Source organism: Niallia tiangongensis (assembly GCF_044704065.1).
Lineage (GTDB): Bacteria > Bacillota > Bacilli > Bacillales > Cytobacillaceae > Niallia > Niallia tiangongensis.
In genome coordinates, this window is sequence record NZ_CP162613.1 from 3,295,686 (window position 1) to 3,320,374 (window position 24,689).

Annotated in this window: 22 protein-coding genes; 2 read left to right on the top strand and 20 right to left on the bottom strand. The window is 35.7% G+C overall.

The annotated features are described in order from the left end of the window. Positions 1-42: 42 nt before the first annotated feature. The 12 genes from deoC to gpr all read right to left on the bottom strand — a co-directional run bounded on the left by deoC (position 43) and on the right by gpr (position 14,783). Entirely contained in the window at positions 43-708 is a 666-nt protein-coding gene (deoC, locus tag AB3U99_RS15920; protein ID WP_400242522.1) for a deoxyribose-phosphate aldolase, read from the bottom strand. Positions 709-840: 132 nt separating this feature from the next. Then, positions 841-2,193 carry a tRNA (N(6)-L-threonylcarbamoyladenosine(37)-C(2))-methylthiotransferase MtaB gene (gene mtaB / locus AB3U99_RS15925; RefSeq protein WP_400242524.1) on the bottom strand — a complete coding sequence of 451 codons (1,353 nt, stop codon included), beginning with the start codon at positions 2,191-2,193 and terminating at the stop codon, positions 841-843. 5 nt (positions 2,194-2,198) lie between these two features. Further along, positions 2,199-2,942 carry a 16S rRNA (uracil(1498)-N(3))-methyltransferase gene (locus AB3U99_RS15930; protein ID WP_400242526.1) on the bottom strand — a complete coding sequence of 248 codons (744 nt, stop codon included), beginning with the start codon at positions 2,940-2,942 and terminating at the stop codon, positions 2,199-2,201. A 123-nt stretch (positions 2,943-3,065) separates the two neighbouring features. After that, a complete protein-coding gene (gene prmA, locus AB3U99_RS15935; RefSeq protein WP_400242527.1) occupies positions 3,066-4,013 on the bottom strand; it encodes a 50S ribosomal protein L11 methyltransferase in 948 nt (315 codons plus the stop codon). Between the two features lie 20 nt (positions 4,014-4,033). Continuing rightward, positions 4,034-5,158: a molecular chaperone DnaJ gene (gene dnaJ / locus AB3U99_RS15940; protein ID WP_400242529.1), complete on the bottom strand. Its 1,125-nt coding sequence runs from the start codon at positions 5,156-5,158 to the stop codon at positions 4,034-4,036. A 185-nt stretch (positions 5,159-5,343) separates the two neighbouring features. Next, complete coding sequence (dnaK, locus tag AB3U99_RS15945) at positions 5,344-7,173, bottom strand: molecular chaperone DnaK (protein WP_400242531.1); 1,830 nt, start codon at positions 7,171-7,173, stop codon at positions 5,344-5,346. A gap of 34 nt (positions 7,174-7,207) precedes the next feature. Beyond that, positions 7,208-7,804: a nucleotide exchange factor GrpE gene (grpE, locus tag AB3U99_RS15950; RefSeq protein WP_400242533.1), complete on the bottom strand. Its 597-nt coding sequence runs from the start codon at positions 7,802-7,804 to the stop codon at positions 7,208-7,210. Positions 7,805-7,922: 118 nt separating this feature from the next. Continuing rightward, entirely contained in the window at positions 7,923-8,951 is a 1,029-nt protein-coding gene (gene hrcA, locus AB3U99_RS15955) for a heat-inducible transcriptional repressor HrcA (protein WP_400242535.1), read from the bottom strand. A gap of 913 nt (positions 8,952-9,864) precedes the next feature. Next, positions 9,865-11,007, bottom strand: coding sequence for a radical SAM family heme chaperone HemW (hemW, locus tag AB3U99_RS15960; RefSeq protein WP_400242537.1), 1,143 nt, complete (start codon positions 11,005-11,007; stop codon positions 9,865-9,867). A 194-nt stretch (positions 11,008-11,201) separates the two neighbouring features. Next, positions 11,202-13,037, bottom strand: a complete 1,836-nt coding sequence (gene lepA / locus AB3U99_RS15965) for a translation elongation factor 4 (protein ID WP_400242538.1) — start codon at positions 13,035-13,037, stop codon at positions 11,202-11,204. A 102-nt stretch (positions 13,038-13,139) separates the two neighbouring features. Beyond that, positions 13,140-13,487: a YqxA family protein gene (locus tag AB3U99_RS15970; RefSeq protein WP_400242540.1), complete on the bottom strand. Its 348-nt coding sequence runs from the start codon at positions 13,485-13,487 to the stop codon at positions 13,140-13,142. A gap of 174 nt (positions 13,488-13,661) precedes the next feature. After that, positions 13,662-14,783, bottom strand: coding sequence for a GPR endopeptidase (gene gpr / locus AB3U99_RS15975; protein ID WP_400242542.1), 1,122 nt, complete (start codon positions 14,781-14,783; stop codon positions 13,662-13,664). Between the two features lie 207 nt (positions 14,784-14,990). Between gpr and rpsT the strand changes: the two genes are divergently transcribed. Continuing rightward, positions 14,991-15,257, top strand: coding sequence for a 30S ribosomal protein S20 (rpsT, locus tag AB3U99_RS15980; RefSeq protein WP_400242544.1), 267 nt, complete (start codon positions 14,991-14,993; stop codon positions 15,255-15,257). Between the two features lie 245 nt (positions 15,258-15,502). Here rpsT and holA read toward each other — a convergent pair whose 3' ends face one another. The 4 genes from holA to AB3U99_RS16000 form a co-directional block, all read right to left on the bottom strand. After that, positions 15,503-16,525, bottom strand: coding sequence for a DNA polymerase III subunit delta (gene holA / locus AB3U99_RS15985; RefSeq protein WP_400242546.1), 1,023 nt, complete (start codon positions 16,523-16,525; stop codon positions 15,503-15,505). A 642-nt stretch (positions 16,526-17,167) separates the two neighbouring features. Further along, entirely contained in the window at positions 17,168-19,498 is a 2,331-nt protein-coding gene (locus AB3U99_RS15990) for a DNA internalization-related competence protein ComEC/Rec2 (protein WP_400242548.1), read from the bottom strand. A gap of 46 nt (positions 19,499-19,544) precedes the next feature. Continuing rightward, on the bottom strand, positions 19,545-20,123 hold the full coding sequence (locus AB3U99_RS15995; RefSeq protein WP_400242549.1) for a ComE operon protein 2: 579 nt from the start codon (positions 20,121-20,123) through the stop codon (positions 19,545-19,547). Between the two features lie 152 nt (positions 20,124-20,275). Then, positions 20,276-20,917 carry a helix-hairpin-helix domain-containing protein gene (locus AB3U99_RS16000; RefSeq protein WP_400242551.1) on the bottom strand — a complete coding sequence of 214 codons (642 nt, stop codon included), beginning with the start codon at positions 20,915-20,917 and terminating at the stop codon, positions 20,276-20,278. Between the two features lie 88 nt (positions 20,918-21,005). Between AB3U99_RS16000 and comER the strand changes: the two genes are divergently transcribed. Then, complete coding sequence (comER, locus tag AB3U99_RS16005) at positions 21,006-21,839, top strand: late competence protein ComER (RefSeq protein ID WP_400242553.1); 834 nt, start codon at positions 21,006-21,008, stop codon at positions 21,837-21,839. 620 nt (positions 21,840-22,459) lie between these two features. Here comER and AB3U99_RS16010 read toward each other — a convergent pair. Genes AB3U99_RS16010 through AB3U99_RS16025 form a run of 4 tightly spaced genes read right to left on the bottom strand, consistent with a single transcriptional unit; the run spans position 22,460 to position 24,688 of the window. Then, entirely contained in the window at positions 22,460-23,206 is a 747-nt protein-coding gene (locus AB3U99_RS16010; protein WP_400242555.1) for a methyltransferase domain-containing protein, read from the bottom strand. Beyond that, complete coding sequence (gene rsfS, locus AB3U99_RS16015) at positions 23,203-23,559, bottom strand: ribosome silencing factor (RefSeq protein WP_400242557.1); 357 nt, start codon at positions 23,557-23,559, stop codon at positions 23,203-23,205. Before rsfS ends, AB3U99_RS16010 begins: the two co-directional genes overlap by 4 nt. Next, complete coding sequence (gene yqeK / locus AB3U99_RS16020) at positions 23,560-24,129, bottom strand: bis(5'-nucleosyl)-tetraphosphatase (symmetrical) YqeK (protein ID WP_400242558.1); 570 nt, start codon at positions 24,127-24,129, stop codon at positions 23,560-23,562. After that, the gene (locus AB3U99_RS16025) at positions 24,119-24,688 is read right to left on the bottom strand and encodes a nicotinate-nucleotide adenylyltransferase (RefSeq protein ID WP_400242559.1); all 570 of its coding nucleotides are present in this window, start codon (positions 24,686-24,688) and stop codon (positions 24,119-24,121) included. The genes yqeK and AB3U99_RS16025 overlap by 11 nt, the downstream gene beginning before the upstream one ends. Position 24,689: the final 1 nt, after the last annotated feature.

A 24,689-nucleotide genomic window follows, 5' to 3' on the forward strand; every position in this document is an offset into this window, starting at 1 on the left:
AACCATTCTACGTTTTCTCTAAGGATTTTAAAAAAAGAAATATTAATAATCACTAGCGCTCGTTAAACCATTAACAATTGCAACGCCAGAGCTTGCTCCAATTCTAGTTGCTCCTGCCTCAATCATTTTCGCTGTATCTTCGCTGCTACGTACCCCTCCAGATGCCTTCACACCTATATTTGGCCCGACAGTTTTTCTCATTAATGCAATGTCCTCAACTGTCGCTCCACCTGTAGAGAAACCAGTAGATGTTTTCACAAAATCAGCTCCTGCTTCTACTGCTAATTTACAAGCAATCTCTTTTTCCTCATTTGTTAATAGGCTCGTTTCAATAATAACTTTTGATAACGCTTTGCCTTTTGCAGCATCAACTACTGCTTTTATGTCTTCTTTTACTAAATCATAATTTTTATCTTTTAATGCACCAATATTAATAACCATATCTACTTCTGTAGCACCGTTTTTAATGGCATCTTCTGTTTCAAATGCTTTCGTTGCAGAAGTAGCTGCACCTAAAGGGAAACCGATCACTGTACATACTTTTACTTCTGTTCCGTCAAGTAATTCACTAGCAACTTTCACCCATGTTGGATTAACACAAACTGAAGCAAATATATATTGCTTTGCTTCTTCACAAAGAGTAACAATTTGTTCTTTCGTTGCGTCAGCTTTCAATAAAGTGTGATCAATCATTTTAGCAATGTTCATTTATGATTCTCCTTTGATATATGTACTATTGAAAAATATATATTCAAGCTCCTTAGAATACTAGTTCAAAGAGCTTGAATAACTCACCTATTCTAACTTACGTAAAATCGACAAAGCAGGATATTCTTTGGCTTAAGATACAATCGCAGCCTGATTTTCCATTTCCTCTAATATGCGGACAAATTGTCCTTCATTCACAGGATAACCAGCCTTTGTTATTTTTACTTTAACGATTTTTCCAATCATTTCTTCTGAAGCAGGGAAAACAACTTTTAGATAGTTATCTGTATATCCAACATAAAGCTTTCCGTTGCCACCCTCTTTGTATATTTCTTCAGGAATTACTTCTACTACTTCCCCTTCATAGTTAGACGCATATTCTTTTGCAAGCTGATCAGAAAGAGAAATCAATCGATGTACTCGTTCATTTTTTACTTCTTCGTCAATCTGGTTGTCCATACGTGCGGCAGGAGTTCCCGTTCTCTTTGAATATGGGAATACATGTAATTCAGAGAATTTATGGTCTTTTATGAAATTATACGTTTCCATGAACTCTTCTTCTGTCTCCCCTGGGAACCCAACAATAACATCAGATGTGATAGCAAGTCCTGGTAAAGCTTCTTTTAATCGTGTAATTCTTTCTGCAAAAAATTCCATCGTGTATTTTCTTCTCATTCTTTTTAGAACAGTGTCAGAACCAGATTGAATAGGAATATGAAGATGATTTACGATAATTTTTGATTTATCCAATACTTCAATCACTTCATCGGTTATTTGACTTGCTTCAATAGAAGAAATACGGAGTCGCTTCAAGCCCTTTACCTCAGCTTCTAAGTCACGAAGTAAGTTTGCAAGATTATAATCCTTCATATCTGAGCCATATCCACCTGTATGGATTCCGGTTAAGACTATTTCTTTATAGCCAGCATCCACTAATTGTTGTGCCTGTTTAATAACGTCTTGTGGGTCTCTAGAACGCATCAATCCTCTTGCCCATGGAATAATACAGAATGTACAAAAATTGTTACAGCCTTCTTGAATTTTTAAAGAAGCTCTCGTTCTATCTGTAAACGCCGGTACATCCATTTCCTCATAAACACGGTTTTTCATAATGTTTCCAACCGCATTAATCGGTTGTCTTTCTTCTTTGTACTGTGCAATATACTCTAGCATTTTCACACGATCCTGTGTACCAACTACAATATCGACACCAGGAATAGCCATGATTTCTGCTGGAGATGTTTGTGCATAACAGCCTGTAACACAAATAACTGCATCAGGATTTTTCCGCACTGCACGACGAATAACTTGTCGGCTCTTCTTATCGCCTGTATTTGTAACTGTACATGTGTTAATAACATATACATCAGACATATTTTCATACTCTACACGTTCATAGCCCTGTTGTTTAAACAACTGCCAGATCGCTTCCGTTTCATAATGGTTTACTTTACATCCTAATGTATGAAAAGCAACTGTTGGCATTTTTATCACTCCATCAATTCAAAATGATAAGAGACAGCAGACAATAGATATAATGGTGCAGTCTCTGTTCTTAATATTCTTGGACCAAGTCCACATGTTTCAAAACCATGATTTTCTAATAACGTTACTTCTGATTCGGTTAGACCACCCTCTGGTCCAAATACAGCAAGGATAGATTGTCCCTTTGTCATCGACTGTAGTTTTTTCGTTAATATAGATGATTCGCCTTGTCGTGCCTCTTCTTCATATGCGACTAACTTTACGTTAAAGCCTTCTGAAAGTTTGATTAATTCTTTCATATCAATTGGGGTATTTACTTCAGGAATCATCGTTCGATGAGATTGTTCAGCCGCTTCCTTCGCAATCTTATTCCAGCGAACAAGCTTTTTTTCACCTTTTTTCTCATCCCATTTAACGACGGAGCGAGCTGCTATAAAAGGGATAAACTCATAAGCACCTAATTCTGTCCCTTTTTGAATAATCCATTCTAGCTTATCCCCTTTTGGCATTCCGCTCACAATGGAAACAGAAACAGGCAGCTCTATTTCTCCTTCTAACCATTGTACCACCTTTGCTGTTACTTCGTTTTCGGAAATATTTTCTATCTTACAACGCGCTACCTGTTGGTTGTAATTTACACAGTATATTTCATCATCAATATTCATTCGCATAACACGAACGATATGATGATAATCGTCTTCTTGGATAATAAATGTATCATCTTCATTTTTAGCAAAATAACGCTGCAATCGAAATACCTACTTTCCTTTACCCAATAGATAAGGAAGAATCGTAAAACGAAACTTCCTTTTTCCTTTAGTCTATAAGCTTACCCTTACAGCTTTAAACCGTAAAAAGATAAAAGTTGATTGTTACTCATTTGTTCTTTTTTGAGCGGTAATACTAACCCAATCCTCCATTTGAACCGTTTCTATTATTTCTAGTCCAGATGCAATAATAGCTTCCTTTACTTCTTCTTTTTTCTGAAGAATAATACCAGAAGCAATAAAGTAACCGTCTTTATGAAGTAAACGGTAAACATCATCTGTAAAGCGCACAATTACCTCTGCCAAAATATTTGCAACAATCACATCTGCCTGTTCATTTATCCCACTCAATAAATTATTTTGACGGACCGTTGTCACTTCATGAACCTTGTTCAATTTAATATTTAGTTTCGCGGAACGCACCGCAACTTCATCCAAATCTAAGGCCAGCACAGATTTAGCTTCTAACATTGCTGCTGCAATGCTTAATACTCCAGAACCAGTACCAACATCAATAACTATATCCTCTTTTTTTACTATTCTTTCCAAAGCTTGGATACATAATACAGTTGTTGGGTGGGTACCTGTACCGAAAGCCATGCCTGGATCTAATTCAATAATTAATTCATCCGTATGGACTGGTGTATAATTCTCCCAAGTTGGTACAATGGTAAACTTCTCCGAAATTTTAACGGGATGATAATATTTCTTCCATGCAGTAGCCCATTCTTCTTCATTTACTTCCATAATGGAAACCTTGTTTAAACCAATATCAATATTAAATAAAACTAAGTTATTGATATTTTCTTTAATTGACTCCACAGTTTCACCAAGGAAACTATTGATGGGCAAGTATGCTTTAACTAAAACGCCCTCTTCAGGATAATCATCAGGATTTAGTTGGTAGATTTCGCCGAATTGGTCTTCTCTTTCTTTAATTAATTCAAAGGGATCTTCTATTACTACCCCACTAGCACCTGCTTCATGCAAAATATTTGAAATAGGTTCAATCGCTTCATTTGTCGTATGAATTGTGATTTCTGACCATTTCATCTCTACCAACTCCTTTTTGATTATTCACCTTTAAATGCTTTTTTTACTTTAGAGAAAAAGCTGTCCTCTTCTTCTCCTTGAGGGGAAACTCCAGATACTTCAGCAAATTCTTGTAATAGTTGCTTTTGCTTATCTGATAACTTTGTAGGTGTAATTAAACGAATGATAACATGCTGGTCACCTTGGCCATATCCACGTACATTCGGTATACCTTTGCCTTTTAGTCGGAATTTCGTTCCAGTTTGTGTCCCTGCAGGTACTTTCAGCTTCACTTTGCCATGAATAGTTGGTACTTCCACTTCATCTCCAAGCGCAGCCTGAACAAAAGTGATTGGCATTTCACAATATACATCTTCTCCATCACGCTCGAAGAACTCATGTCTTCTAATATGGAATACAACATATAAATCTCCTGCTGGTCCACCGTTTATGCCAGGTTCTCCTTGTCCAGAGACTCTTAATTGTTGACCATCATCGATACCAGCTGGAATTTTAACACTAATTTTGCGACGCTTTTTCACTTTACCTGTTCCGCCACAAGTCGAACATTTATGCTTAATCTCTTTACCAGTTCCATTACAGTAATTACATGTTCTTCTATTCACAATTCGACCGAATGGTGTATTCTGCTCTACATTCAGCTGTCCTGTACCGCTACAATGCTTACATGTTACTGGCTTAGTACCTGGTTTTGCTCCTGTTCCATCACATGTTTCACAATTTTCTTCTCTTGGTATTTCAATTTCAGTTTCTTTACCAAACGCAGCTTCTTCAAACGATAGCGTCATTGTATACTGTAAATCAGCTCCTTGACGCGGTGCATTTGGATCTCTTCTTCGTGATCCTCCACCACCAAAGAACGTGCTGAAAATATCTTCAAAACCGCCAAAGCCACCGAAGTCTCCACCGCCACCGAAGCCTTGGTTAGGATCTGTATGGCCAAACTGATCATAATGAGCTCTTTTTTGATCATCACTAAGTACTTCATATGCTTCTTTTACTTCTTTAAACTTCTCATCTGCATCTGCATCCTTATTAATATCTGGATGATACTTTTTTGAAAGCTTTCGATATGCCTTTTTTATTTCATCCTTAGAAGCGCCTTTGCTGACTCCTAGGACTTCATAGTAATCTCGTTTATCCATAATTGATTACCACTCCCCGATTCTTTTCACATAGATGCTATTGTATCATTTTGCTTTTCCAATGTACAATAGTTTATTCCTATCTTTCTTTAAATATCGCCAAAAAACTTTAGATCTAAAAGAAAAGTCAAAGTCAAGATAACCTGACTTTGACTTTTTACTAACAATATATCATTTTAATTCTATTATTTATCGTCTTTTACTTCTTCAAACTCTGCATCCACTACGTTGTCATCCTTATCAGATGCTCCGCCTTCTGCTCCTTGTGCAGCTTGTGCTGCTTGAGCAGCCTCTTCATATAATTTTATCGAAAGGGCTTGAACGATTTCTTGAAGAGCATCTTTTTTCGCACGAATATCTTCTAATTCGTTTTTCTCAATAGCAGCTTTTAAAGCGTCTTTTGCTTCATTTGCTTTCGCAACTTCGCTTTCGTCCACTTTCCCTTCCAAATCTTTAAGCGTTTTTTCAGTAGTGAAAACTAATTGATCTGCTTCATTGCGTAGTTCCACTTCTTCTTTACGTTGTTTATCTGCTTCTGCATTCTCTTCTGCTTCTCTTACCATTTTGTCGATTTCTTCATCAGATAAGCCTGTAGAAGATTTAATTGTAATAGTTTGTTCTTTGTTTGTGCCAAGATCCTTCGCACGCACATTTACAATACCATTTTTATCGATATCAAATGATACTTCGATTTGCGGAATTCCACGTGGTGCTGGTGGAATATCAGCTAATTGGAAACGGCCTAATGTTTTGTTATCTGCAGCCATTGGGCGTTCTCCTTGAAGTACATGAATATCAACAGCTGTTTGGCTATCAGCAGCAGTTGAGAATACTTGTGACTTAGATGTAGGGATTGTTGTATTACGATCGATTAACTTCGTAAATACTCCACCCATTGTCTCAATACCTAATGAAAGTGGTGTTACATCTAGTAGTACAACGTCTTTTACATCACCAGTAATTACGCCACCTTGGATAGCCGCACCCATTGCAACTACTTCATCAGGGTTTACCCCTTTATGAGGTTCTTGACCTATTTCTTTTTTGATTGCTTCTTGAACAGCAGGGATACGAGTTGATCCACCTACTAAGATAACTTTGTCAATTTCAGAAGCGCTAAGATTAGCATCTTTAAGTGCTTGACGAGTTGGTCCCATTGTACGCTCTACTAAATTTGCAGAAATCTCTTCAAATTTAGCACGAGATAAAGTTACTTCTAAATGAAGCGGGCCAGCTTCTCCAGCTGTGATAAATGGTAAAGAAATTTGTGTAGAAGCTACACCTGATAGATCTTTTTTCGCTTTCTCTGCTGCGTCTTTTAGACGTTGTAAAGCCATTTTATCTTTGCTTAAATCAATGCCATTTTCTTTCTTGAATTGTTCTACTAAATAATCGATGATAACTTGGTCAAAGTCATCTCCACCTAGACGATTGTCACCAGCAGTAGATTTCACTTCAAATACACCATCACCAAGCTCTAGGATAGATACGTCAAAAGTACCTCCACCAAGGTCATAAACTAAAATTGTTTGATCTTCGTCTGTTTTATCAAGACCATAAGCTAATGCAGCAGCAGTTGGTTCGTTGATAATACGTTCTACTTCTAAGCCAGCAATTTTACCAGCATCTTTTGTCGCTTGACGTTCTGCATCATTGAAGTAAGCAGGTACTGTAATAACAGCTTTTGTTACTTTTTCTCCAAGATACTCTTCTGCATAACCTTTTAAGTATTGAAGAATAATAGCAGAAACTTCTTGAGGAGAGTAATTCTTGCCTTCAACTTCTACTTTATAATCTGTTCCCATATGACGTTTAATAGACATAATAGTGTTTGGGTTTGTGATAGATTGGCGTTTTGCAACTTCCCCTACTTGACGTTCTCCATTTTTGAATGCTACTACAGATGGAGCTGTTCTGTTACCTTCTGGATTAGGGATAACTTTTGGTTCTCCACCTTCAAGTACAGCAACACAAGAGTTTGTTGTACCTAAATCAATTCCAATAATTTTACTCATGGAAAATTCCCTCCTATTTTTTAATATGTAATACTTATTGGCTTACTTTAACCATTGCAGGTCGAATCACTCTATCTTTTAGCTTATACCCTTTTTGAAACTCTTCTACCACGATATTGGATTCCGTTCCTTCTACTTCCTCTTGCATAACTGCTTGATGAAGATGTGGATCAAATTCTGTTCCAACCGCTTCGATAGCTTCTACACCTTCTTTTTTAAGAGCCTCAAGGATTCCGCGATAAACCATTTCAACACCGGTATATAAGCTTTGTGTTTGTTCATCTACTGCCTCAATCTTTAATGCTCTTTCCAAATTATCGATGCTTGGTAATAAGTCTGATACAAGATTTTGTGCTCTATATGTTTGAGCAGCTTCCATGTCAAGCTTTGATCTGCGACGTGAATTATCAAAATCAGCCTGCAGGCGAAGATAGCGATTAGATTCTTCTTCTAATTTTGCTTCTAACGTAGCTATTTTTTCATTAGCTGCCTTTAGTTCTTCCTCAACAGCATTTTCCTCATTGGAAGGAGTTGCTTCAGCCTCTTCAAATACTTCTTCAACAGTTTCTTCTACTTGGACATCTTCTTGTTGTTCCATCTCTGCACTATTCGTTGTTTTTTCTTCTGCCAACTTGTTCACCTCCCTTAAAGGAATCATCCAAATGAAAACTTTGCAGATTGGCAGAAATACCAATCTATTTTAATTTACTTAAATCCAATTTTCTACACTTTTAAATATGCCACAGTAGTTATTTTTGATACAAATTAGTAAGTACTTTTGTCAGGTCATTCGATAAAATATTTAATAAGCTAACAACTCTTGAATATTCCATTCTTGTTGGACCAAGAATGGCGATTGATCCAATTTGCTCATTCCCGATACTGTAAGAAGCAGAGATAATACTACAGTTTTCCATAGCGGTATTATTGTTCTCTCTTCCAATTTTAATGCTTATATCGGAGGTATTATTGCGAATTAGCTCTGGGATTCCATCCTCTTTTTCAATCATATTCAACAAGTTTCTTATTTTCGCAATATCATGAAACTCAGGTTGACTTAAAATATTGGTTTTTCCGCCAAAAAACAATTTTTCATGTGTATCAATTTTCACCGTTTCTGAAAGCGAATTGATAAAATACTCATAATTGCTAATATGCTGTTTCAACAAGGAAGCAACTTCCTTGTAAATCTTGTTATGAAGCTTATCAATGGGAACTCCTGTTAAACGTTCATTCAAAATATTTACCAGCTTCTCAATTTCACCTGCATGGACGGAATCAGGCAAATGGAACATTCTGTTTTCTACATGTCCTGAGTCTGTCACAATAATGGCAATTGCCGTGTGGGTATTTAAAGGAACAATTTGAATTTTCTTCAATTTGTTTTCCTTAACGGCAGGCCCAAGGACAATAGTAGTATAATTTGTTAAATCAGACAATATTTTCGCGGATTTTTGTACAATATTTTCTAATTCGTATATTTTTTCTGCAAAAAGTGAGTTAATTCTCAAAATATCTGAACGCTTTAATTTCTGTGGTGATAAAAGATGATCAACATAAAAACGATACCCCTTTTCTGAAGGTACTCGACCAGAAGAAGAGTGTGTTTTTTCTATAAACCCGGATTCTTCTAAATCTGACATTTCATTACGAATGGTAGCGGAGCTAAACGTGATATTTTCTTTCTTCGATAAACTCCTGGAACCTACGGGTTGGGCTGTTGAAATAAAATCATCAATAATCACCTGTAATATTAATAATTGACGATCAGTTAACACATTAATCACCTCTGTTAGCACTCTTTATTAGCGAGTGCTAAATCTATATATAAAGTAGCAAAAACAAAGGGGCTGTGTCAATAATTTGGTCCTTATTTCTGCAAGAAATTTTTCCCTTTCGCACTTCCTTCTTATCAATATTGACAATCCGTTGCTTTTGAAGACTGTTACATAAAGTTAATTACTTATTAAGCAGCAGACTAAAATTTCTTGTGCTTTCCAATGGACTACTTGTAAATCTGCTCAGGCAATCTTAGTGGATGCTCACCTTTCTCGCTTTTCCCTTTATAGTCTATGTGTATTCAGCCTGTTCAGCATTTCATAAAATCCCCAAATCTCAACATGACAATCCTTTAAAAAAAAGAGACTGGGACAAAAAAATAGATAATCTGTAAAGACGACCAATCTCTAATTTAATCTCTTAAATAAAGATTAATTTCATTTATGTTTTTAAATATGAGTCAAGTGTTAAAAACTAATTCGTTCCATTGCGCTACAGACACACGATGCGCCGGGGAGGAAGCTGAGCCTCCCCGCTGCACTTGCGGGGTCTAAAGCGTCTATATTTCCCGCAGGAATCGAGTATCTTCCGCTCCATTTCACTCCGTTTTTAAATGCTATTTCCTAAAAAATGATTATTTGTCAAGAAAAAATGAATTAGTAGGAAAAATGGAGCAGCATGGATACACGTAGACTCCTGTGGGATTAGCGAGGAGTCCACTGAAAAACTGTTAGCTATTGATGATTGAAAGTAACCTCTTTCTAAACTTAGATGTGGGAATTGTTTTCCGAGGTGACCGCATGACTCACTGGGGCGAGCGCCAAGCCTCCTCACAACTCACGTGACTTTCGTGTTATTGTTTGGCTTTAACTTGGACTTAAATACTTATGTTCCAGCCTTTCTTTGCCGAAACTATTCAAGGACACCAATAAAGGATTGGAATACTTCATTCCCTAAAAATCTACCCTTTTCCGTTAACGTCAAATATTCACTTTGTATTTCGATAAGCTCTCGACTTATTAGTCCCTTTATTTCTTTATCAAAAAGCTGCAAGAGATTTTCATTATATTTTTCTGCAAATAATAATAAATTTACCCCTTTATTTTTTCTTAATCCAAGAAATAATTCTTCTTCCATTTGTTCTATGATTGGGACCTTATGTTCCTGCAAAATCGGAAACTCACCTTGTTCTAATGGCTGCATGTATTTTTTTAAAGGACCATAGTTAGAGTAGCGGTTTCCAGCGACGTAGCCATGGGAGCCTGCTCCAAACCCAAAATATTGTTCATTATTCCAGTATGTTAGATTATGTTTGCTTTCAAATCCTGGCTTTGCAAAATTACTAATTTCATATTGCTGAAATCCATGGCTTGTCATCTCTTCCATTAATACCTCATACATACTTGCTTCCACATCTTCACCAGGTGTAGGTAGTTTACCCTTTCTCATCAGGTTATAAAAAATTGTTTTCGGCTCTATAATAAGAGAGTAGCCTGAATAATGCTGGATATCTAATGTAAATGCAGTCTTTAATGTATCTTGAAAATCTTCCAAAGTTTGTCCTGGTAAACTATAAATTAAATCAACACTAATATTGTTAAAGCCAATCTTTTTCGCAGCTTCAATGGATGAAAAAACGTCTTCTGCCTTATGCGTTCTGCCAATCCTTTGCAATAGCTCATTATTAAAAGACTGAACACCAAAGCTCAGACGATTGACGCCCCCTTCATAAAGAGCTTTTAATTTATCTTCTGTTAAATCACCTGGATTTGCTTCAAAAGTATACTCTAACCCTGGATGATGCTGTAGTTCTGTATTAATGATTCCACAAAGTCTTTCTAGCTGCTGGGCAGATAAGCTTGTCGGTGTACCTCCCCCAACAAAAATGGTTGAAAGCTTTTGTTCCCCATACTTTTCAATGGTTAACTTCATTTCTTTCTCCAATGAATCTAAGTATTCATCTACCGGCTGTCCTTTTAAAAACACTTTATTAAAATCACAGTAGTGACAAATATGCTCACAAAATGGAATATGAATATATGCTGCTTGTATCAATTTTTCACAACCTTTAAATTAGTCAACTCTATTAATAAACAATGAAACAACAATCCTGATTCAATGGTAAAAATAAGAAAAGAGGTTGATGCTAATTTAGCACCTACCCCCTTTACTTATAGCAGTCAATGATGTGATTAGCAAGTTTCATGCATTATACTCATCTCATGCTCTCTTATCTCGTTAAACACCATTTATTTTTTGGGATTGCTATCATCCATACGCAATACCGCCATAAATGCTTCTTGTGGTACTTCTACGGACCCAACTTGCTTCATTCGTTTTTTTCCTTCTTTTTGCTTCTCCAGCAATTTACGTTTACGGGAAATATCTCCGCCATAACATTTAGCCAATACGTTTTTACGCATCGCCTTAATAGTAGAACGAGCGACAATCTTTTGGCCAATTGCAGCTTGAATTGGCACCTCAAACTGCTGACGTGGAATAAGTTCTTTTAGTTTCTCAACAATAACTTTTCCTCTTTCGTAAGCGAAATCCTTATGCACAATAAAACTAAGTGCATCTACTTGTTCAGCATTCAATAAAATATCCATTTTCACAAGTGTAGAAGTTTTGTATCCAATCAGCTCATAATCAAATGATGCATATCCTCTTGTGTTTGATTTCAATTGATCAAAGAAATCATAAACTATTTCGGATAATGGAATTTCATAAGTAATTTTGACGCGAGTCTCATCCATATATTGCATATCGATGAATACTCCTCTTTTTAGTTGACATAATTCCATGATCGCACCGACATATTCATTTGGAGCCATCATTGTTGCCTTTACATATGGTTCTTCAATACGGTCGATTTTTTGAGGATCTGGCATTGCTGACGGATTGTCCACCTTGATTTCTGTTCCATCTGTCAAAATAACATCATAAATAACACTTGGAGCCGTTGTAATCAAGTCAATTTTAAATTCACGCTCAATTCGCTCTTGAATGATCTCCATATGAAGTAATCCTAGGAAACCACAACGGAAACCAAATCCTAATGCTTGAGATGTTTCTGGCTCAAATTGTAGGGCAGAATCATTAAGTTCTAACTTTTCTAAGGCTTCACGCAAATCATTAAATTTAGCACTATCAATTGGGTATAATCCACAATAAACCATTGGATTTAATTTGCGATATCCTGGCAACGCCTCTGTTGCGCCATTTTTCGCATTAGTAATCGTATCCCCAACTCGAGTATCCCCAACATTTTTAATTGCCGCTGTTAAGTAACCTACATCCCCAACAGATAAGTAATCTGTATTAACGGCTTTTGGTGTATATACTCCAACCTCAATAACTTCAAATTCTTTACCAGTTGCCATCATTTTAATTTTGTCACCAGGTTTGACGGTGCCATCTACAACACGGATATAAGTAACAACCCCGCGATATGCATCATATAAGCTATCAAAAATAAGTGCTTTTAGTGGCGCATCAGGATCTCCTTCTGGAGCAGGAACTTTTTCTACTACTTGTTCAAGTATGTCTTCAATTCCTATTCCGGCTTTCGCAGAAGCTAATACCGCTTCGGAAGCATCTAATCCAATTACCTCTTCAATTTCATTTCTAACTCTTTCAGGATCAGCACTTGGAAGGTCGATTTTATTAATAACAGGAACGATTTCCAAATCATTATCAATCGCTAAATATACATTGGCTAATGTTTGCGCTTCAATTCCCTGAGCCGCATCGACAACTAGTACAGCTCCTTCACATGCAGCCAAACTACGTGATACTTCATATGTAAAATCCACGTGCCCTGGTGTATCAATTAGATGAAGGGTATAGATTTCTCCGTCCTTTGCTTTATATTTTAGCTGGACTGAGTTTAGTTTAATTGTGATTCCACGTTCTCTTTCTAAATCCATTGAATCCAACAGCTGATCTTTCATCTCACGTGCAGTGAGTGCATTTGTTTTTTCTAATATTCTATCAGCTAGGGTTGATTTCCCATGATCTATATGTGCAATAATAGAAAAATTTCTAATTTTTGATTGTCTTTCTAGCATCTCTTCTCTGTTCATTTAGTTCACTCCTACAATAATCGCGCATGTACACTATTTTTGATTATAGCAGTGTGAAGAATAAGATTCAACGAAAAGTAAAATGAATTACTCAACTGTTTTCTATTTTTCTTTTTCATCAATTATATCTCCAACAAGACTTACGCCTTTTTCTGCCAAGGAAGAAATAGTATCAGCTACCCCTTTACCGATACTGGACAATAAATTAAAAGCTCTCATTTCTTCTAATTGCTGTTTCTTTTGTTCCAAATCATGACTAGTAACATTTTGCCCAAGTATGGAAGCCTCTACATTTCCATCCTCATTCTTAACGGATACAGCACTTTGAAAACCTTGGTCTTCATAGCCCTTCATTTTATGAATCCCGCTATTTGCTTGCTGCATTCCAAATAATACACATATAAACATTAACAAAACAATCCCAACAGCACCTAATGTATATAGTTTCAACTTGATCAAGCCCCTTTAATCCAATTATCAAGTCAGTAATTCCCCTTATACTCCCTTTTGTGGGCATCACTATTTGAAGGTTCCTATGCTTCCACGAAATAGTAACAATTCTTTCCTAGCAACTCTATTAAAACGTATGATATTACTAGGAAAGGTAGAACCATTATTGTCATTTTAGTGGGTATTATAACCAACATTTTCTTGATTAATTGCTGAATGGAGTGCAGCATTTAATCCGTTTGCAAGTAAGTTAGCCATATCTTCAATAAAAACATCTACTTCTTTTGGTGTTACCATTAAGTTATGCCCGATTGGTGATAACACCTCATAAATTAACTTTCGTTTTTCCTCTTCCGGCAAGGTTCCAATAATACCAAGAAATGTCTTCCGATGGTGTTCTTCTGGTAAATCCTCTTCTGTCAATTTTCGTTTTTCTCCAAAGCTTAAGCCTGCAGGTGCCAATGCTCTTGAAGGCTTATTTCCTTCCCTAAGCTCTTTTCCAAAATGCTTTAAGATATAATCTATTGTATCGCTTGTAATAGATACAGCATCAACTACAGTTGGAACCCCGATCGCAATAACCGGTCTCCCTAACGTTTCTTTACTTAGTTCCTTTCGTTTGTTTCCTACCCCAGATCCTGGGTGGATACCAGTATCCGACACTTGTATAGTAGAATTCACACGATCTATCGAGCGAGAGGCAAGTGCATCAATGACAATAACAAAATCAGGATTTGTTTTCTCTACTACTCCTTTTATAATATCGCTCGTTTCTATTCCTGTAAGACCCATTACCCCTGGGGCTAAGCTAGATACGGGGCGATATCCCTCTTCCACACTTTCTGGCTGCAATTCATATAAATGCCTTGTTACAAGTATATTTTCGCAAACCTGAGGTCCTAACGCATCAGGAGTTACATTCCAGTTTCCTAACCCAACTACTAAACAGGAAGCATCTTCTTTTATATTGCTCTGCTTTAAAAATTGCGAAAACTCACTTGCAAAAACTTGCTCTACTTTCTCTTGTAATTTCGTATCCTGCTGTCTTATTCCTAATACTTCTATTGTTAAATATTTCCCTTGTTTTTTCCCTATCATTTCTTCGCCCTTTTCAGTAACTTCCACATAGGACATTTTAATGCCATTTTCCTCTTTTTCCTTGATGATAACTCCTTCAAGCTGCGATTGATCCTGCTCATTTTGCACAAGACCTTGATTATGTAAAGCTAAATCCTTTGCCTCAATAGCTAAATCAGTTCGTATAGAATACATACTTAAATCTAGTTTATCCTCCATTGTTATCCCCTTCCAATCGAATTAATATAAGCCTATTATTAGCATTGCCTTTCTCTCAAAAAAAATTCATATTGCCCAAATTAGAAGGAAGTCTTGCATTATTAGTCCTCGTTTGATAAAATATCACTTGTTCTTTAAGTTTTTTAGGAATGTATATATCGAGTTTAAATAATGAACTTGATGCTTCTTTTTAGGAGGTGAACGTAAATGCCAAATATTAAATCTGCTATTAAACGTGTAAAAACTAGTGAAGCTCGTAATGCTCAAAACACTACAGTTAAATCTGCAATGCGTACTGCTGTTAAAAAGACTGAAGCTGCTATTGCTCTTAATGATACAACTGCTGCAAATGAAAGTTTTGTAGAAGCTGCTAGTAAATTAGACAAAGCTGTTGCTAAAGGTCTTATTCATAAAAATGCTGCTGCTCGTAAAAAATCTCGTTTAGCGAAAAGAAAAAATGCTTTAAACGCATAATGAGTAAAAAAAGGACTATCGAATAGATAGTCCTTTTTTTATCTCTTTTTATTTATTCTGTTGTTATATTTTGGCTGTTTTCGTAAAGTTTATCGCTATGAACCGCAGCCTAATTAATATATTTTCCCTTTTGAAAAGGCAACAATCTTATAGAAAACAGCCTATATTTTATGCAGTAAAAAGATATAAAAAAACAGCAGTGATTTTTCCACACTACTGTTTTTGTTACTATAAATTCCTCTTTCCTACAACCCATGTCCTAATTGAAATAAAATCATTTCTATCACCATATTTTTCGGCATTGTTCCTGTTTTCAACTGATAATCGCCTTCTGCAAATAGCTGGATGCATTTTGCTAATTCCTCTTCTGTAAAACGCTGAGCTTGTCCTGCTGCTAATTTAACTCGGAAGGGATGAACCTTTAAAACAGAGGCAATTTGTTGTTGCCCATATCCTTTTTGCGCTAGCCCTTTTACTTGATAGATTAAGCGGAATTGGTTCGCTATAATCGAAAGTATTTTTAATGGCTCTTCATTTTGCTTTAATAAATCATAATAAATCCGCAATGCTTCATCCATTTTTTTAGAAATTACTTTATCGACAAGGCTAAAGATATTTTGCTCCAACGATTTCGCAACTAATTCTTCTACAATTTCCTTCGTTATTAATTTAGACTCTTGTACGTATAAAGCCATTTTATCAATCTCGGTTGTTAAAAGGGATAAATTCGTACCAGCAAGACTTAGGATCGTATCCAATCCATCTTCATTTATCTCAACCTGATTATAAGCTGCACGTTGCTTGAGCCATTTCTTCAATTCTTGTTCATTTAATTTTTTTGCTTCCAAAACAGATGCTGCTGTTTTTAACTGTTTTGTTATTTTTTTCCGCTCATCTAACTTTTCGTAACTAGCGATAAAAATCATTGTAGTAAACGGAGACGGTTGTTTCAAATATTCCTCTAACTTCTTTACATTATGTTCTACCTTTGACTTCGTTTTTTCTGCCGTCAGGAAAAATGGATTATTTAATACAATAACTTTTCTATCGCCAAAAAAAGGAATTGTCTCAGCATCCTCTATGGCTAATTCTATCGGAGTTTCCTCCAAATCATATGTAGATAAATTAAAATCCTCATCTTCTTCGGTCAATAAAGATTGCAACAATAAATATTTCGTTTCATTTATTAGAAAAGACTCCAGTCCGTATAATAAATAGACAAAAGAAAAATCTTTGCTTTTAATTTTTTTCCATAATTCTTCGATCATTTCTTCTCCCCATTCCCCAAAAAACTATCTAGTAATAAATCTTCACTAAACCATTATTATATACGAAATTCCAATTTGTTGTCCCCTTTTTCAAAAATTAGCTCATTTAATAACAGAAAGAAGGTCCTCTTGAAAACTTCTCTCTTGTTAAAATAAGTTCTTCAAAAAAGCTTAATTTGTGCTTTATGAAGAATTACTAGTAGCAAGAAAAATGTATCAGAGGAACCTTCCTTCAATCTATAATGAACGTTACACATCAAGGCCTAGGATACTTAATATGTAACGGTGCACTCTTTAGTATTAATAGTGTGCTCGAATGGCTTTAAATCTATTTGTGACAAGTCTTGACAGCTAAGGAAATGCAAAGCATGTCAATTTTAGATAAGTATTTTTTGTTCGCAGTTAAGAATATATAAGTTTTCTGAGGTTAATTTGCTATCAAGCGTAAGCAGCCTAGCAAACTCCAGGTCCCTTCTTCTGCGTATGCAAACACAAAAAAGCTATCGCTCTCCGTGTTTCTTTTATCAGTCGCAGCGCTCAGTTTGTACGGCGATGAGCAAGGAGCTTAAGCATATCTTTACTTTTTGATAGGTATTCAAGTGACATTATTCAATTGTTTTAGCCATTCCCTTTTGCTATATTCTATGGAATTTGCAAATGAAATGTGCCACCTTTTTCAGAAAAATAAAAAGAAATCCCCCCATTTTCATCTGTTCTAAATACTTTGACTTTGTTCTCTTTTAGAGTAGAAAGCACTTCATTACTAGGATGATGATACCTATTATTTTCCCCCACTGATATAATAGCAATTTTCGGTTTTAGCTGCTCTATAAATTCACTTGTAGAAGAAGTTTTGCTGCCATGATGCCCCACCTTTAAAATATCTATATCCTTTAAAAGTGGATATTTAAGCATTAACGCTTGTTCTCCTTCCTTTTCTAAATCACCTGTAAATAACCATGTTATATCTGCAACCTTTGCATAAATCACAATCGAACCATTATTCTTCGTTAAAGCCTCGTTCTCTAAAGGGGATAAAACAAAAAAAGAATTCTTCCCTATATTCCATTTTTGTCCAGCATGAATAATGCGAATAGGAATTTTTTTCTTTTTTGCTAAAGATAATACTCTATCTTTTTCAACAGAGGGTTCTTCTTTTACATTTGGATACAATATTTCTTTTACATTTAATTGCTCCATAACAGCTGTGCTTCCACCAATATGGTCTAAATCTCCGTGTGTCAGTATTAATTTATCAATCGTGGATATCCCTTTACTTTTCAAAAAAGGAACTACTGTTTTTGCACCTACCTCAAAGGGCTCTTTTCGTTTTTGCCATTCTTCCATGGGAAAGGTTACCGTCCCACCGGTATCAATTAAATAGGTTCCCTTATTATATGGCAATTGAATAAGAATGCTGTCACCTTGTCCTACATCAATAAAAGTGATTTCACCTTTTGATGAATAGACATTGTTAATGAATTGCAAACTAACAAGCAATATAGGGAGACTATACAGCCAATTCCTCGATTTCTTTGGCATGATTTCATATAAATAAAAGAAAATCGGTAAACTGACCATATAAGCACCAAGAAAAACAAAAGAAGGTTTCCCTAGAACAAGCGTACTTAAAGGATAGCTAGCGAGCTTTAATACGATTATATCTGAAAGCATTAGCACAAGATCCAAAGGAAAAGAAAAGAAGGATAACATTTGTGGGAATAGAAAAGAGAGAACATAAAGGATAATTAAATACGGCAAAACGATGACTGTATAAAAGGGGATAAAAATAAGATTTGCTACTAAGGATAGCGTAGGAATTTCATAAAAATAATACAAAATAACAGGAATTACTGCATATTCAGAAATAAAAGTAGTAAAGAAATACATTTTTACAGTTGAGGTATGATAAACCTTAATAAGATTGGATGAAATGATGAGGAAGAAACAAACAATAAAGGACAGCATAAAACCAATACTAAAAAGAATCCGCGGCTCGATGAATAAGCAAATGCAAAAGACTAAACTAATTATATCAATCATCGGCAAGGCAGAGAAAATACGAAATTTATCTTTGGCTAATAGCACCATGGAGGTCAGGACAGCTCTAACTACCGATGGACTTAGTCCTGTCAATACAGCATAAACAGGCAAAAGGAACAAAAGAATCGTGCTAGCCCTTTCTTTCGTTACTCCAGCTAGGATCATCACAAAATAAAGCATCCCTATTAAAACGACAACATGGGAGCCAGAAATAGCTAATAGATGGATAATTCCTAAACGTTGATACGCAGTTTGAAGGTTATCGTCCATCATTCCTCGTTCTCCAAAAATGAGTGCTTCTGCGATAGGAACGGTTGTCTCTGAAAAATGTTCAGCGATCCAGATAGTCCCTTTTTCTCTCAGCTGCTTTAATATGAAGAGGAAATTATTTTCTTTCTTGCAGTTTGTTAAATTTAAATCCTCTATCCAGAGTAACCAATAAATTGAATTATTTTTAAGGAACTGTCTATAATTAAAGCCATTCTCGTTTCTTTGCAAAGTGGGAAGCGATAACGAGCCCTGAATCGTACATGTTTTCCCAATCACCTGCTCCGGTTCTAAAAATACTTTTTCTTTTTCCGTATCTATTTTGTAGGAAACAAGCAGTTTTTCCTTCGTTTGTTTTTCCCTTCCAACTGTCCTCCACCTATCCCCGTCTATAGCAGCTGGCTCTATGAAAGTAATGGTAAATGAAGAAGCATCTTCCTTTATTTTCGAGTGGTTTCCTTGATAGTCATAACTTCCCCGCACAAGAAAAAGGAGGAAGAAACTGAGTAGAAAACCACTTAATCCTAATGTTATTTTGTTAGCTAAAAAAAGCCACACGATGAAAAGGATGAATAATAGATAAAAAAATAAAGATTGAACATAAGAACATAAAATTCCTAAACATGCCGAAATGGCGAAATACAGAAATCTAGTTTGAAACATAAATCGCTCCTATCGACTGCTGTAGACTGGGAAAGGAAAAGAATTGTCAAATAGATGTCTTTGCTGTAGGGATAATAGAAAATAATTCTTCTGCTCTTTTTTCCAACGTTTCTACCTTAACAGTATCCATATTATTTTCCTTTAATTGTTTAACAAGTGCTTCCACTAAAGCCTTTTTCTCTTCTTTTTTATCAAGATCCTTTCTCTCCACTTGTACAGTTGCAATATTAGCCTGTTCAAACAGCTCAAGTGCATACGGATGATTTTTATAATCCATTGCATAATACACTGTTTTAATTCCTGCTTGTACAATCGCCTTGCAGCATTGGAGACAAGGAAAATGAGTGACATATATATCTGCCCCATCTGTTGGAACACCAAATTTAGCACATTGTAAAATCGCATTCATTTCTGCATGAATGGTTCGAACACAATGATTCTCAATGACATAACAGCCTTCATCTATACAATGAACACCACCAGCTATGCTACCATTATACCCACCTGCAATTATGCGCTTATCTCGAACGATAGTCGCTCCAACTGCTAATCTTGTACATGTGCTTCTTAACGCTAATAATTCACTTTGTGCCATAAAATACTCGTCCCATGAAATTCTATCCAATTTCTATTCACTCCCATTAATTAACAATATAAAAAATACAATAATCTAATTCTTCATTTAGTTTATCGGGAAGTATGTTTAGAGTCAATTATGAAAAGGTAGCTAAGTAACCCACAAAAACTTGCCTAGATTTTCAGTAAACCATTGATTTTTCACTTTATTGTAATTAATGCTTCTAATTTCTCATATGTTTTCTCGCCAATTCCACTTATCTTTTTGACATCCTCCTTCGAAGAAAACCCTCCATTTTGTTCACGATATTCGATGATTGCAGCTGCTTTGGAAGGTCCCACTCCTGGCAATTGAAGTAATTCTGTTTCACTAGCTTTATTTAAATTTATTAATCCCTCATCTGAAGATAGACTTGTCTGGTTTCCAGTTTCATTAATAACAGCTGTTTCTTCTTCCCCAATATAAGGAACATAGATAATCATCTCATCTGTCACCTTCATCGCAAAGTTCACTGCATTTTTTTCTCCTTTTTCCACCATCCCTCCTGCTTTTTCTATCATATCATTCACTCGATCTCCTTCTCTTGCTTCATAAACGCCTGGGTTTTTAACAGCCCCTTTTACGTCTACTAGCAACAATGTATCTTGTAGTTCTTCTTCCACACCAGTACCATCGACTGACGTTTCCTCCCCACTCCCACCGGCAAATAAATCATCTTGCTGAAAGTAGTCTTCTTCCTCATCCCTTTGCATAAGGATAGGATAATAATGAATTAACATAAGAAGGAGTAGACATCCTAAAACAATAATAATGAATTTTCTATTTTTTCGAAGCCAGTCCATGATAACTAATCATCCTTTCAGGTATATTTTTTATCTTTGCTTCATATCGTAATATGAGAAACCGCTCATTATAGGGGGGGAAGGAAAAATGAAAATCGGAATGATTGGTACAGGTAACATGGGGAAAATATTAGTAGAAGCGATGATTGATGGAAATGCTATTTCCCCCGAAGACGTATTTATTTATAATCGGACACTTACCAAAGCATTAGAAATTAAGGAAAATTATCCAAACATAAATATAGGCTCTAACGATATCGAAATAGCAAAAGAAACAGATCTTATTTTTTTATGTGTAAAGCCGCATGATATGTATGGTGTCTCCAAAAACATTTCTCCCGTATTAACAAAGGATAAATGTGTTGTATCGATTACAAGTCCAATTAGCCCTGACCAGCTTGATACTTTCTTTGATTGCTCTGTAGCACGGATTATTCCAAGCATAACAAATAGAGCATTAGCAGGGGTGTCCTTGTTCTCTTTTGGAAGGAATTGTACAGAAAATTGGAAAAAACAACTGGAGAGTTTCTATGAAAATTTTTCGACTCCATTAGAAATTGAAGATAATATTACGAGGGTAGCCTCTGATATAGTAAGTTGCGGACCAGCATTTTTTTGTTATCTTACTAGGAAGTTTATAGAAGGGGCAGTGGATGAAACCGAAATCGATTTAGAAACTGCAACTAAATTAGCTAGTGAAATGCTTATTGGCCTAGGAGAATTATTAAAGAAAGGATATTATACTTTACCTACCTTACAAGAAAAAGTAAGTGTAAAGGGCGGTATTACTGGCGAAGGAATAAACGTATTGGAACGTCAATTGGGGGATACTTTTAATCAATTATTTCAGGCAACACAGGCAAAATATGAGGATGATCAGCTATCCCTTAAAAATCTTGTTTCAGGGCATAAAAATAGTTAATGCAAATAAAACATTCTATAAAACTAAAGTAAATTCCTTCTTTCCATTTGAATTTTTTTATGAAGCTTCTAAGATATTTCGATCGGAACATAGGAAAATGATGCAGGGACAAAACTAAATAGAAAATCTGTAAAGACGAACAACCTCTAATTTAGCTCTTAAATAAAGCTACTTTCTCATACTGGTTATCTAAGTTTTTAAAAATAGTCAAGTGTAAAAGCAAAGTTCGTTCCATTGCGCTACAGACCCTCCTCAGCTGCACTGCGGGTCTAAAGCGTCTCTATTTCCCGCAGGAGTCGAGTGTCTTCCGCTCCATTCCACTTCGTTTTTATAAGTTTTTAAAAGTTTTTAAATAGAAAAATTTACTTATTTAGAAGAACTGAGCAGCCTGAATACATGTAGACTCCCTCCTATGAGATTAGCGAGAAAGGTGAGACCACACTAGTGATGCCCGAGGAGGCTCACCTTCTCGCCCCATGGAAAGCGAAGTGTATTCTTTCCAAAACTCAAAACACAAACAATTACACAATATTACCGTATAACCATTCGTGTTTATCGCTAGCTGAAATGCTTTTGTCCTAGCCTTATTTTCTAATAATTATTTTTACTTAAAAACACTCTCACTTTTTCTTACAATAAAAGAAAATTCGTTCTGCACTATCCTCTATTGCACCATCAGAAAAATCTGCTTCTACTTTTAAAATAGCAAAACCAGTTTGCTCAAGCCATTCCCTATACTGTTCAACCGAATAGGTTCGTTGAAAATGGAGTTCATCATAGCGAATATACATATCTGTTTTATCATCCAGTTGAAAAAAGCTTAAATCATGTTCTACGCTATTTGGATAGTCGCCTTCATAGCACTGCCAAATAAGGCTTATGTCCTCATCGTTGACAGCATAGGTTTGATTAATAAATAAATGATTCATTTTATACAAGGAATGAACATCAAATATAAATAGACCTCTTTCATCCAAATGCTCATAAACACTTTTAAATGTATTCACCACATCATCTTCTGTTTGTAAATAATTGATGGAATCACAGCATATACAAACAAGATCGAAAACAGGTAAGCCTTCTAACTGAGACATATCTTGCTCTAGATAAAAAATTGCTTCTCCTGCTTCCATCGTTTTTGCTTGGGCAACGCTTAGCATATCCTCTGATAAATCAACCCCAGTTACTTGAAACCCAGCCTGAGACAATCTAATTGCCAATTCACCTGTTCCACATGCTAAATCTAAAAGGTTTGCTCCATTCACTTTATAATCGCTCGCTGCCTTTTTTATAAGCTGTATCCACTTATCGTATGGAACATCATTCATTAGACGATCATAAAGATAGGCAAACTGCTCATAACTCATTGACTAATCACGCTTTCAATGTTTTCAACTGGCGCGTCTCCCCAAAGGCGTTCTAAATTGTAATAAGTTCTTTCATCGCGATGGAAAACATGAACGATAATATCACCTAAATCAACTAAAATCCATTTTGCTTCATTAAAACCTTCAAATCGTTTAACCGTAATGCCAAGCTCACCAGATTTATCTTTAATTTCATTTGCGATTGCTTGTACTTGCTTGTCTGAATTACCATGACAAATAACAAAATAATCTGCGACTAGAGAAATGCCTTTCATATTTAGTGCAACAATATTTTCTGCTCTTTTCGCATCTGCTGCTTTTACTGCAGTCCATAATAAAGTACGTTCATCCATTCAATCAGCCTCCATGTTTATACAATAACTATTATATGTTTCAAAACTTAAAGGAAATACCGCTCTATTATTCCGAATGAGAAACATAATCGTGTTTTTTACTGCTTGTAAAAAAGCACGTTCAAAATTCACTTCTGCTAATTCTCTTACTTCATCGACACCAGGAAAAGCCCTGCCTGGTTCAATATAATCAGCCAAATATACTATTTTTTCTAGCATACTCATTTCAGGTCTCCCCGATGTATGGTATCTAATAGCATCTAGTATTTCCCTATCATTAATTCCTACTTCTTTCTCGACTAAAAAAGCACCAACTGGAGCATGCCAAAGTTCAGAATGAAACAACAGAAGATTGGGATCCATATTTTCCTCTACGATTATCTGTTTCATTTCCTCCTTTGACCGGAATTTTGCATAATCGTGAAAAATCGCTGCTATTTCTGCCTTTTCTACATTTGCACCATATTTAGTCGCTAACTGAATAGCTGTTTCCATTACACCAATTGTGTGAATATAACGTTTTTCCGTTATCTGTTCTTTCACTTTTTGTAATGCTTCCTCACGATTCATATAGTAGATTCTCCTCTATATATCTCTTTACTTCATCTCTTACTAAAAATGAAATGGATTCTCCAGCCCTAACCCTTTCACGAATTAAGCTAGAGGAAATATTAATATCAGGAACCTTTACATACTGAACAGGATAATCTGTTTCAAGTTCATATTTAGGACGGTTCACACTAATGAATTGTACCATTTTCATGAGCTCTTGAATTTTATACCATTTAGGCAGATATTCTACCATATCTGCTCCAATTATAAAATAGAAATCAATATTAGGATAAGCCTCTTCTAATAGCTTCATTGTATCGAAGGTATAAGATTTTCCTTCTCTATCCATTTCAATTGTTTGAATTCGAAAGGAAGGGTGTGCCTCTATCGATAATTGTAACATGTCCACACGCTGATTATTCGTTACATCCCCTGATTTCATTTTATGTGGAGGTTCTTGATTTGGCATAAACCATATTTCATCTAATTTTTTTGCATGTAGCACTTCATTTGCAATAATCAGATGCCCTATATGAGGAGGATCAAACGTCCCTCCTAATATCCCTACTTTTTTCAAA